Origin of the sequence: Streptomyces sp. NPDC094032 (assembly GCF_040303965.1) — a bacterium.
In the GTDB taxonomy this organism is placed as follows: domain Bacteria; phylum Actinomycetota; class Actinomycetes; order Streptomycetales; family Streptomycetaceae; genus Streptomyces.
The window spans coordinates 22417-34321 of the sequence record NZ_JBEOUE010000043.1 but is presented as its reverse complement, the minus strand read 5'-3'; the positions used below and the strand labels follow the sequence as shown (position 1 = coordinate 34321).

The 11905-nt window shown below is 71.4% G+C and carries 7 protein-coding genes; 2 read left to right on the top strand and 5 right to left on the bottom strand.

The genetic code is table 11. The features are described from left to right. Positions 1-1690, top strand: a 1690-nt coding sequence (gene fxsT / locus ABTZ54_RS34300) for an FxSxx-COOH system tetratricopeptide repeat protein (RefSeq protein ID WP_351671404.1), incomplete at its 5' end; no start/stop codon positions are given. 78 nt (positions 1691-1768) lie between these two features. Here the strand turns inward: fxsT and ABTZ54_RS34295 are convergent. From ABTZ54_RS34295 to ABTZ54_RS34275, 5 genes are all read right to left on the bottom strand, one after another. Beyond that, positions 1769-5563 carry a multifunctional oxoglutarate decarboxylase/oxoglutarate dehydrogenase thiamine pyrophosphate-binding subunit/dihydrolipoyllysine-residue succinyltransferase subunit gene (locus tag ABTZ54_RS34295; protein WP_351671401.1) on the bottom strand — a complete coding sequence of 1265 codons (3795 nt, stop codon included), beginning with the start codon at positions 5561-5563 and terminating at the stop codon, positions 1769-1771. A gap of 303 nt (positions 5564-5866) precedes the next feature. Then, positions 5867-6919: a HAMP domain-containing sensor histidine kinase gene (locus ABTZ54_RS34290; protein ID WP_351671407.1), complete on the bottom strand. Its 1053-nt coding sequence runs from the start codon at positions 6917-6919 to the stop codon at positions 5867-5869. A 56-nt stretch (positions 6920-6975) separates the two neighbouring features. Next, positions 6976-7713 (bottom strand): response regulator transcription factor, encoded by a 738-nt coding sequence (locus tag ABTZ54_RS34285; protein ID WP_351671398.1) that lies wholly within the window; start codon positions 7711-7713, stop codon positions 6976-6978. A 450-nt stretch (positions 7714-8163) separates the two neighbouring features. Then, positions 8164-9252: a 5'/3'-nucleotidase SurE gene (gene surE, locus ABTZ54_RS34280; RefSeq protein ID WP_351671395.1), complete on the bottom strand. Its 1089-nt coding sequence runs from the start codon at positions 9250-9252 to the stop codon at positions 8164-8166. A gap of 136 nt (positions 9253-9388) precedes the next feature. Beyond that, positions 9389-11134, bottom strand: a complete 1746-nt coding sequence (locus ABTZ54_RS34275; RefSeq protein WP_351671392.1) for a glycoside hydrolase family 3 protein — start codon at positions 11132-11134, stop codon at positions 9389-9391. Between the two features lie 134 nt (positions 11135-11268). Between ABTZ54_RS34275 and ABTZ54_RS34270 the strand changes: the two genes are divergently transcribed. After that, complete coding sequence (locus ABTZ54_RS34270; protein WP_351671389.1) at positions 11269-11901, top strand: TetR/AcrR family transcriptional regulator; 633 nt, start codon at positions 11269-11271, stop codon at positions 11899-11901. Positions 11902-11905 lie beyond the last annotated feature (4 nt).

The following is an 11905-nucleotide window of genomic DNA, read 5'->3' as shown; positions in this document are numbered from 1 at the left end:
CGTCCGCGCCTACCCCCAGGCCGACCTCCCCGAGGACCTGCGCTGGATGGTCACCGACCTGCCCGCCTGGAACCGCGCCCTGGACACCCTGGTCAACTACTCGGTGCTGAGCCGCGAGGCTCGCGGCCCGGTGGCCAGCGTCGAGATGGGACCGCACCAGGAGTCCGTGCACATGCACCGGCTCGTCCACGACATCGTCGCCCGGCTCACCGACGGCGAACACCGCGAGGCGCACCGCAAGGCCGTCCGCACCCTGCTCGCCGAGGCCGACCCCGGCAACCCCATGGACAGCCGGCACTGGCCCCGGTACGCCGAGCTGCTGCCCCACCTGGAGCCCTCGGGCGCCCTCGCCAGCCGCAACCCGCGCGTCCAGACCGCCGTCCTCAACTGCCTGCGCTACTGCTTCCGCAGCGCCGAGTTCCGGGCCGGCATCCGACTGGCCGAGAAGATCCGGGCGAACTGGTCCGGCTTCATGGACCCGGTCAGTGCCGAGATGCAGGAGCTCACCACCCAGGAGAGCTACATCCTGCGCGCCTTCGGCCGCTTCCGGGAGGCGTACGAGCTCGATCTCGCCGTCCGCGACCGGCTCGACGAGGCCTCACCCCGGGACGCCCTCGGCTCCCTCAGGTCCGCCATCTCCATCGCCAGCGACCTGCGCTTCCTCGGCCAGTACCAGGAGTCGGAACGCATCCAGCGGGAATCCTTCGCGGAGGCCCAGCGGCTGCTCGGCGAGAACGAGTTCCTCACCCTCGTCGCCGGTCACAACCTGGGAGTCGTCCTGCGGATGCTCGGACGCTTCAAGGAGGCGTACGAGCAGGACATCGCCTCCTTCGCCCGCAGCGAGGGCGCCCTCGGCACCCGGCACTCGCACACCCTCAACACCAGCAACGCCGTCGCCCAGGACCTCCGCCTGCTCGGCAACTACCGCGAGGCGCTGGCCCGGCAGGAGGCCAACGTCCGCTTCCACGTCCAGGTCCTCGGCCCCCAGCACCTGAACACCCTCTACGCCCGCGCCCAGCTCGCCCTGTGCCGCCGCCGGGAGGGCGGCTTCCAGCAGGACCTGGGGGCGACCATGGCCAGCCTGCTCGAACAGATGGAGCAGGTGCACGGCCGAGGGCACTACACGACCCTCTCGTCCATCAACAACTACGCCAACTACCTGCGCGAACACGGGGACCTCGACCACGCGAGGGAGCTGATCCACGAGGCGGAGGCCGGCTACCGCGCGCTCCTCGGCCCCGCCCACCCCGTCGCCACCGGCGTCTTCGCCAACACCGCGCTCGTCCTCCAGGCCGCCGGGGAACGCGCCGACGCCCTGGCGATCCTGGAGGGCGCGCTGGCCGGTCTCACCTCGTCCCTCGGACCGGACCACCCCTGGGTCATCGGCTGCGCCCTCAACACCACCGCCGCCCGCAACTTCAACGGCCGGGTCAACGACGCCGCCGAGCTCAGCCGGGAGACCCTGCGCCGGGCCCGGCACACCCTCGGCAGCGAGCACCCGCTCACCCTGTCCTGCCAGGTGGCGCTCGCGACCGATCTGCGGGGGCTGCGGGAGACCGAGGAGGCCGGGAAGCTGGAGGAGGACGCCCTGCTCACCCTCACCCGGACCCTGGGCGCCCAGCACCCGCACACGCTGTCGGCGCGTCAGCGCAACCGGCCGTACTGGGACTTCGAGGCCAATCTGGGCTGAGGCCCGTACCGTCGGCGCACACGCCGGAGGCCCGGCACCCCACGCGGGGTGCCGGGCCTCTCGGTGCTGGGACTCGACTCAGGCGTCGAAGACCTCCGCGACCAGCTGCGCCTGCTCGGCCTGGTGGCGCTTGGCCGAGCCGACCGCCGGGGACGAGGAGTGCGGGCGGGAGATCCGGCGCAGGCGCTCGCCCGCCGGGATGTCCGCGCCGACCGCCAGGTCCAGGTGGTCGATCAGGTTGAGCGCGATGAACGGCCAGGCACCCTGGTTCGCCGGCTCCTCCTGGGCCCAGATGTACTTCGCGGCGTTCGGGTACTTGGCGATCTCGGCCTGGAGCTCGGCACCCGGCAGCGGGTACAGGCGCTCCAGACGGATGATCGCGGTCTCCGTGTCACCGCGCTTCTGACGCTCGGCCTCCAGGTCGTAGTAGACCTTGCCCGCGCAGAAGACGACCTTGCGGACGTCCGCCGGGTTGACCGTCTCGTCGCCGATCACCGGGCGGAAGCCGCCGGTGGTGAACTCCTCCACCTTGGACGCCGCGGCCTTCAGACGCAGCATCGACTTCGGGGTGAAGACGATGAGCGGCTTGTGGTGCGGGTTGTGGACCTGCCAGCGCAGGAGGTGGAAGTAGTTCGACGGCAGCGTCGGCATGGCGACCGTCATGTTGTCCTGGGCGCACATCTGGAGGAAGCGCTCGGGACGCGCGGACGAGTGGTCCGGGCCCTGGCCCTCGTAGCCGTGCGGGAGCAGGAGCGTGACGCCGGACGTCTGGCCCCACTTCTGCTCGGCCGAGGAGATGAACTCGTCGACGACGGTCTGCGCGCCGTTGACGAAGTCACCGAACTGGGCCTCCCAGACGACCAGGGAGTCCGGGCGGGCCAGCGAGTAGCCGTACTCGAAGCCCATCGCCGCGTACTCGCTGAGCAGCGAGTCGTAGACGTTGTAGTGGGCCTGGTCCTCGGTCAGGTAGAGCAGCGGGGTGTAGTCCTCGCCGGTCTCCTGGTCCACCAGGACCGCGTGGCGCTGACCGAAGGTGCCGCGGCGGGAGTCCTGGCCCGACAGGCGGACCGGGGTGCCCTCCATCAGCAGCGAGCCGATGGCGAGGGTCTCGCCGAAGCCCCAGTCGATGGTGCCGTCGTCGATCGAGGCCGCGCGGCGCTGCATCTGCGGCATCAGGCGCGGGTGGACCGTCACCCGCTCCGGGATGGTCACCTGCGACTCGGCGATCCGCTTCACGACCTCCGCGGAGACCGCGGTGGTCACGGCGACCGGGAACGCGGGCTTGGCGTCCGGGACCTGCGGGGACGCCGGGGCGGCGGTGGCCTCGCGGACCTCCGCGAAGACCTTCTCCAGCTGGCCCTGGAAGTCCTGGAGCGCCTGCTCCGCCTCTTCCAGGGTGATGTCGCCGCGACCGATCAGCGACTCGGTGTACAGCTTGCGCACCGAGCGCTTCTTGTCGATCAGGGTGTACATCTGCGGGTTGGTGAACTGCGGGTTGTCGCCCTCGTTGTGACCGCGGCGGCGGTAGCAGATGAGGTCGATCACGACGTCCTTGTTGAACGTCTGGCGGAACTCGAAGGCGAGCCGCGCGACGCGGACCACGGCCTCCGGGTCGTCGCCGTTCACGTGGAAGATCGGCGCCTCGATCATGCGGGCCACGTCGGTCGCGTACATCGAGGAACGCGAGGACTCCGGGGCGGCGGTGAAGCCGACCTGGTTGTTGATGACGATGTGGACCGTGCCGCCGGTGCGGTAGCCGCGCAGCTGCGACATGTTCAGCGTCTCGGCCACGACGCCCTGGCCCGCGAAGGCCGCGTCACCGTGGAGGGCGACCGGCAGGACGGTGAAGTCCGTGCCGCCCTTGTTGATGACGTCCTGCTTGGCGCGGACGATGCCTTCCAGGACCGGGTCGACCGCCTCCAGGTGCGAGGGGTTGGCGGCCAGGGAGACCGTGATCTGCTCGCCGTCGAGACCGGTGAAGGTGCCGGTGGCGCCCAGGTGGTACTTCACGTCGCCGGAGCCGTGCATCGACTTCGGGTCGAGGTTGCCCTCGAACTCGCGGAAGATCTGCGCGTACGACTTGCCGACGATGTTCGCGAGGACGTTCAGGCGGCCGCGGTGGGCCATGCCGATGACGACCTCGTCGAGGCGCGACTCGGCGGCCGAGTCGATGACCGCGTCGAGCAGCGGGATGACGGACTCGCCGCCCTCCAGGGAGAAGCGCTTCTGGCCGACGTACTTGGTCTGCAGGAAGGTCTCGAAGGCCTCCGCCGCGTTCAGCCGGCGCAGGATGCGCAGCTGCTCCTCGCGCTCCACGCGGGCGTGCGGGCGCTCCACGCGGTCCTGGATCCACTTGCGCTGCTTCGGGTCCTGGATGTGCATGAACTCGACGCCGGTGGTGCGGCAGTACGAGTCGCGGAGCACGCCGAGGATGTCGCGGAGCTTCATCATCGACTTGCCGGCGAAGCCGCCGACCGCGAACTCGCGCTCCAGGTCCCACAGGGTGAGGCCGTGCTCGGTGATGTCCAGGTCGGGGTGCTTGCGCTGCTTGTACTCCAGCGGGTCGGTGTCGGCCATGACGTGGCCGCGGACCCGGTAGGAGTGGATCAGCTCGAAGACGCGCGCCGCCTTGGTGACGTCGTCGTCGTGCGAGGCGTCGATGTCGCGGAGCCAGCGGACCGGCTCGTAGGGGATGCGCAGCGACTTGAAGACGTCGTCGTAGAAGCCGTCCTCGCCGAGGAGGAGGTTGGCGACGATCCGCAGGAACTCGCCGGAGGCGGCACCCTGGATGACCCGGTGGTCGTAGGTCGAGGTCAGGGTCATGACCTTCGAGATGCCCAGCTTGTTCAGGGTGTCCTGGCTGGTGCCCTGGAACTCGGCCGGGTAGTCCATCGAGCCGACGCCCATGATGACCGACTGTCCGGGCATCAGACGCGGCACGGAGTGGACGGTGCCGAGGCCGCCGGGGTTGGTCAGGGAGACCGTGACGCCGCTGAAGTCGTCCATCGTCAGCTTGCCCACGCGGGCCCGCTTCACGATGTCCTCGTACGCCTGCCAGAACTCGAAGAAGTTGAGCGTCTCGGCCTTCTTGATGCCGGCGACGACGAGCTGGCGGTCGCCGTTGGGCTTCACCAGGTCGATCGCCAGGCCGAAGTTCACGTGCTCCGGCTTGACCAGGGTCGGCTTGCCGTCCTTCTCCGCGAAGGAGTAGTTCATCGACGGCATGGCCTTGATCGCCTGCACCATCGCGTAGCCGATGAGGTGGGTGAAGGAGATCTTCCCGCCCCGGGCGCGCTTCAGGTGGTTGTTGATCACGATCCGGTTGTCGAAGAGCAGCTTCACCGGGACGGCGCGGACGGACGTGGCCGTCGGCACCTCCAGGGAGGCGTTCATGTTCTTCGCGACCGCGGCGGCCGGGCCGCGCAGCGTGATCAGCTCGGGGCCTGCGGGGGCCTCGGTGGCCTCCTTGGCCTTCGCGGGCGCCGGGGCCGGAGCCGCGGCGGCGGGCTTCGCGGGCGCCGGAGCCGGGGCGGGCGCCACGGGAGCCGCCGGGGCGGGCTTCACGGGGGCCGGGGCCGGCGCGGGCACCGAGGCGGCCGGAGCGGCAGGCGCGGCCTGTGCGGGGCCACTCTGCGGCGCCACGGGCGCGGTGGGGGTGGTGGCGGCCGGGGCGGCGGAGGTCTCCGCGGCACCGGGCTTGTAGTCGGCGAAGAAGTCCCACCAGGCACGATCGACCGAATTCGGGTCCTGGAGGTACTGCTGGTAGATCTCGTCGACGAGCCACTCATTGGCACCGAAGGCGGCGGCAGGAGACTTTCCCTGCCCGCTTTGGTCGGTCGGGGAGCTCGGGGTACTGGGGGACTGAGACGACACGGCGGCAACCGCCCTCTTCCGCTTCACAAGGTGATGGACAGCGGAAATAAAGGCTACGCCTCCCTGGCCGGGAGGTGCAGGCCGGGCACTCCAACGTCGCGCAAGTCACACTTGACGGGGTGTTTCAGTGCCATGAATGGCGGGAAACAAGCGTGGTTCTGCCCTCGTACGGGTACGGGAAAGTGCGGGTGCGGCCCCCCGGGGGCGCATCCCTGACCTGTTCCTGACCACGTCACGCGGGTCTCTCGTACGAGTGCTCGTACGGGTACACGCAGAACGCCTGCTTCCGGTTCGAACCCTACGTCAATCCCGGGTGGGAAAGCTGCCCGGAAGAGTGAGCCTGATCCGGCATCCACGTGACGATTCGGCCACGCCGATGTGACCGCCGTGCAGATCCACCGCCCAGCGCGCGATGGCGAGGCCGAGCCCCGTGCCGCCGTCGCTGCCGGGACCGTGCTGGGTGGGGACGAGCCCCCGGTTGAAGCGCTCGAAGACCTTGTGCCGCTCCGCCTCCGGAATGCCCGGGCCCTCGTCCTCGACCTCGACCTCCAGCGAGTCCGGGAACGGGCCGCGCCGGGCCCGTACCGTCACCCGGCCGTGCGGCGGCGAGTGCTTCACCGCGTTGTCGATCAGGTTCGCCATCACCTGGTGCAGCCGCTCCGCGTCGGCGAGGGCGGTCAGCTCCGGCGGCGACACGTCCAGGTGCAGATGGACGTCCGTACGGTTGTGCAGCCCGGAGCTGGTGGTCAGGCCGCGCTGAGAGGCCGCCAGGTTCGCCTCCCGCAGCACGCCGGAGAGGTACGGCCAGACCTCGAAACGGCGGGTCCTGAGCGCCACGACACCGTTGTCGAGCCGTGACAGGTCGAGCAGCGTCTCCACCAGGCGGCCGAGCCGCTCGGTCTGCTTCAGGGCCGTCCGCATCGTCTCCGGATCGGCCTCGGAGACCCCGTCCACCACGTTCTCCAGCACCGCGCGGAGCGCGGCGATCGGGGTGCGCAGCTCGTGCGAGACGTTCGCCACCAGCTCCTTGCGGTGCCGGTCCACGGCCTCCAGGTCGTCCGCCATGCGGTTGATCGTCGACGCCAGGTCGCCCAGCTCGTCACGGCGGTCCGCGCCGCGCACCCGGCGGCTGAAGTCGCCGCGCGAGATCGAGCCCGCCACCGTGTTCATCTCGTCCAGCGGCGCGGTCAGCGACTGCGCCACGAACTGGGTGATCAGCAGGGTCGCGATCATCGCGAAGATCGTGATGTAGCGGAACTCGGTCGAGGTGCGGATCGCGACCAGCGCCAGGCAGGAGGTCAGCAGGACCGCCCCGACCACCAGCGCGCCCAGCTTGGTCTTGATCGAGATGACTATCCGGTGCCGCTCGCGCTTCCGCCCGGGGCGGTCGCCGGCGTCCCGCCTCGGCCGGGTCACGGCGCCGGGGTCTCCAGCGCGTAGCCGACGCCGTGCACCGTACGGATGCGCTCGGCGCCGATCTTCCGGCGCAGCGCCTTGATGTGGCTGTCCACGGTCCGGGTGCCGGAGGCGTCCGCCCAGTCCCACACCTCCGCCAGGAGCTGCTCGCGGGAGAGCACCGCGCGGGGCGTGTTCGCCAGACAGACCAGCAGGTCGAACTCGGTCGGCGTCAGATGCACGTCGTCGGCCCTGACCCGGACCCGGCGCTGCGCGTGGTCGATCTCCAGCTCGCCCAGGCGCAGGATGCCGCTGCGGGGCGTGACCGCCGCGAGCGCGGCGCGCTCCACCCGGCGCAGCAGGACGTGCACCCGGGCGGCCAGCTCCCGCATCGAGAACGGCTTCGTCATGTAGTCGTCGGCGCCGACGCCCAGACCGACCAGCATGTCCGTCTCGTCGTCACGGGCCGTGAGCATCAGGACCGGGACGGGGCGCTGGGCCTGGACCCGGCGGCAGACCTCCAGGCCGTCGAAGCCGGGCAGCATCACGTCGAGGACCATCAGGTCCGGCTGCCAGGCCTCCGCCGCGTCGACGGCGGCGGGGCCGTCGGTCGCCGTCTGCACGAGGAAGCCCTCCGCCCGCAGCCGCGCGGAGATCGCCTCCACGATCGTGGCGTCGTCCTCGACGACCAGGACGCGCCGCTGGGCCCCCGGAGTGGGCGCCGCACCGTGGTGAGTGGTGTGTGTCTGCTCCATAGCCCCGCCTCGTGTCGCCGATGTCGGCTCAGCAGCCTAGAGGTACCGGCGGCGTCCCGGCTACGCAGGCCGGACGCCGGGGCGGACCGCGTCGGGGACGCCCCGGGCAACGCGGAGCTCTTCGGTCGGTACCCCGCTGAATCCGGCATTCCGCAACGACCCTTCGAAATCGGCGGGTGGTCGCGGGGGCCGGACGGCGGGGATCCGGCCACGCCGGGACCGGGCCAGGCCGGCCCGCGCGGGCCGCCAACCACGGGGCGGGCGCCGGGATTCGGTGCCCTCGGCGACGGCCGCCCGCGGGCGGTGGACGGTGTCCCGGCGGAGGGTGCCCGGCGGGCCGGGGGAGCCGCGGGGGTACGCGGTGGGGTCCGTGTGCAGGATCACGGTGGGCTCGTCCGCGCGCGGCGCGTCGGACGCGCCCTAGGAGCGCGGCGCGCCGGACCCGCCCCCCTAGGAGCGCGGCGCCTCGTGCCGGACGTACCGCTCGATCAGGTTCAGGGTGCGGCGCGAGTCGACCGGGGTGCCGTAGGTGCGGTCCCAGGTGATCGGGGCGACCGTGATGTGGCCCTTGTCGAGCAGCCAGACCGAGTCCGCGTCCTTGCGGCCCTCCGCGCACTCGCCCTCGCCGCCGCCGTCGTACGGGCACAGGCCGAGCGCGATGTCGAAGGAGTCGCTCGTGCCGCGCTGCTCGAAGGCGTGGTAGACCACGGCGCTGTCGCCGACCCGCGTCCACACCGGGGGCTTCGCGGGCTGTCCGGTGCTCACGTCCGGGTAGTCGACCTTGAGCGCGAAGTCCGGGGTGAGCAGGGAGCGCGCCTTGAGGCCCGCGATGAAGCGGGCGCCGAACTCGGCGTTGGCGCGGTAGTTCTCGCGCGGGAAGAAGGTGTTGCTCTCGTCGCCGGAGGAGGAGAACGCGACGGCCGGGACGCCCTGGTCGATCGCCGCGACGGCGGCGCCGACCGTGCCCGAGTCGTTGACGCTGGCCGCGACGTTCGGGCCGGAGTTGATGCCGGTGAGGACCACGTCCGGGGCCTCCTTCCAGCCGACCTTCGCTCTCAGGCCGCCGCGCAGGGCCAGCTTCACGGTGTCGGCGGGGGTGGCGCTCGGGGTGTCCTTGCCGCAGGGGCCCGCGGCGAGGCAGACGCCGAAGACCGCGCCCTGGGAGGGGGCGGCCGCGCAGTCGTCCTCGTAACCGGCGGGCAGGGCGGTGCGGCGCTGGGCGGTGACCACGCCGCCGTTGGTGACGGCGGTGCCCTTGCCGGACTGGACCTGCCAGGGGGCCATCACGACGACGTCCGCGCCGGCGGCGCACATCGCGCGGCGCAGCTCGTAGAGGCCGAGGCCGTCGGAGTTGCTCGCCTTGGCGGCCTGCATGGAGTCGTCGTTGGAGATGAGGACGCGGAGGCCGGCGAGGGGGCTGTGCGGGGCGGTGGGCGCGGCGGGGGTGACCGCGTAGGCCGTGGCGCCGGCGGCGAGGAGTGCGGTCGCCGCGGCGGTGAGGGCGAGGTACGTGCGCATGAGGATGTCCCTTCCTGTCATGTGCATGGCATACGGCGGCTAAAAGGCGATCCGGGGCCCTGCCCCCCACGGGAGGGCCCCGGATCGGGCGCGGGGCAGCGTCAGGAGCCCCGCGGTCTATGGGTGTCGTGCGGCGGTGCGTGGTGTGGCGGTCGGCTCAGATCTCCAGGCCGTGGCCGTACGGGAAGACCGGGTCCACCGTGTCGTTGGGGACGTCCGGTCGCGAGGCCTCCACGGCCGCCATGGAGCGCGGCAGCTCGAAGGGGAGCCGCCCCTCCGGCTTCGCCCGGCCGAAGACCACGTCCAGCAGGGCCTCGTCGCTCGCCCCGTAGTCGGCGAGCAGGGCCGCCGCGTGCCCCGCGATCTCCGGGAGGACGGCGGGGCGCTCCAGATTGACGCACACGATGGTGGGCACGGTCCTGAGGAGGTCGAGGACGCGGGCCAGCTCCGCGTCGGGGAAGGCCAGTGAGCCCGAGTGGAAGAACGACTCGAACTTGTTCGGGCGCTCCTCGAACGGGGTGCGCAGGCGGAGGATCGCCAGCTCCGCGTCGGCCGGTTCGGCCACGATCTCGCCGTAGGCCGCCGCCGCGGCGGGGTCGACGTTCTCCACGTACAGGCGGGGCTTGCCCTTGAGGGGGAGCGGGCCGTCGGTGAGGACGGTGAGGGAGCGGCGCTGGGCGGCCGCGCCCAGGGCGGTGAAGTCGGCGCGGCCGACGGTCTCCGCGGCCTCGTCGGGGTCGACGTACCGGCGCTCGTCGAAGAGGCCGAGGACGAACTTCTCGCGCAGCAGACGGCGTACGGAGGCGTCGATACGGGACTCGGCGACGCGGCCCGAGCGCACCAGCTCCACGATCACCTCGGGGCACTCCTCGCCGCCGAACTGGTCCGCGCCCGCGTCCAGCGCCTTCGCCGCGCGCTCGGCGACGCTCAGGTGCTCGACGCCCCAGGCGCGCGCCTCGTGCATCTCGCCGAAGATCTCGCCGTCGTTGAGCAGGCCCCAGTCGGTGCAGACGATGCCGGTGAAGCCGAGCTCGTCGCGCAGGAGGCCCTGGATGACGCCCCGGTTGAAGCCGAAGCCGACCTCTTCCCAGTCGGTGCCGACGGGCTGGCCGTAGTACGGCATCATCTGCGAGCAGCCGGCGGCGATGGCGGCCTTGAAGGGCTCCAGGTGGTGCTCGCGCAGGCCGCCGGGGTAGATCTGCTCCTTGCCGTGCGGGAAGTGCGGGTCCTCGCCGTCCTTCTGCGGGCCGCCGCCCGGGAAGTGCTTGACCATCGCGGCGACCGAGTCCGGGCCGAGCTCCTCGCCCTGGAGGCCCAGGACGTAGGCGCGGACGAGTTCGCCGGTGAGGGCGGCGTCGGAGCCGAAGGTGCCGGACTGGCGGGACCAGCGGGGCTCGGTGGCGAGGTCGATCTGCGGGTGCAGGGCCGTGCGGAAGCCGACCGAGAGGTACTCGCGGCGCACGGTGTCGGCGAAGCGGAAGACCAGCTCCGGGTCGCGGATCGCGGCCAGGCCGAGGGCCTCGGGCCAGGCGGAGAAGGCGCCGGAGTTGAAGGACGCGCCGATGTTGTCGGTGAACGCGTGCCGGGGGTCCGTGGAGAGCGAGACCGGGATGCCGAGCCGGGTGGCGGCGGCCATCTCCTGGATCGCGTTGTGCCACTGGGCCATCTCGCGGGCGCCGTAGCTGCCGAGCAGGTTGAAGTGGGTGAGCCCGAGGCCCTCGATGAGCTCCGGAGTCGTGAACTCCAGCATCGAGCCGTCCGTCTCGGTCACCGGGGTGCCGTCCGGATTCATCATCAGCATGGAGTGGAAGAGCTGTCCGGCCTTCTCCTCCAGGGTCATCCGGGAGAGGAGGTCCTCGACGCGCTCGGCGACCGGGCGGGTGGGGTCCTGGTAGGGGTGCATGTCCGTACCTGCTCTTGCGTCACTGATCGGACGGCCAGGCTAAGCGCGAAAACCGAGTACCTACTAGGTTTGTGGAGTGTGGCGTGGGTCACAGGGTGAGCGGGCTGGGCGCGGGGCTTGGTTAGGGTGTCGGCATGGTGGCGAGCGAGGGGTCGGCGGGGCGCAAGAACGCAGGTCGGGGCAGCTACGCGGTCGGTGACGCGCGGCGCCTCAAGATCCTCGACACCGCCGTCGAGCACTTCGGGCGATGGGGATTCCATGCCTCTTCGCTCGCCCGGATCGCCAACGACTGCGGCATCACCCAGGGCGGCCTGCTGCACCACTTCCGCAGCAAGGAGGACCTGCTGCTCTCCGTCCTCGCGCAGAGCGAGGAGCACGACGTCGAGCGCCTCTTCAGCGAAGAGCCCGATTCCTACGCCGCGTACGTGGACACCCTGGTCGCCCTGATCGAGGACAACACCCGGCGGCCCGGCATCGTCCGCATGTTCAACGTCCTCGTCGGCGAGTCCGGCAACGTCGGGCACCCCGCCCACGAGTACTTCAAGGAGCGCTACGCACGCGTCCTCCAGCACACCGTCGAACTCCTGGAGACGTGCGTCGAGCGCGGCGAACTGCGGTCCGGCATCGACTGCGAGGCCGTCGGCAGGGAACAGCTCGCCGTCATGGACGGCCTCCAGATCCAGTGGACCCTCGACCCCGAGGGCTTGGACATGCCGGGGCGGGTGCGGGACTTCCTGCGGCGGCAGTATGGGGAGATCCGGGCGTAGGGGG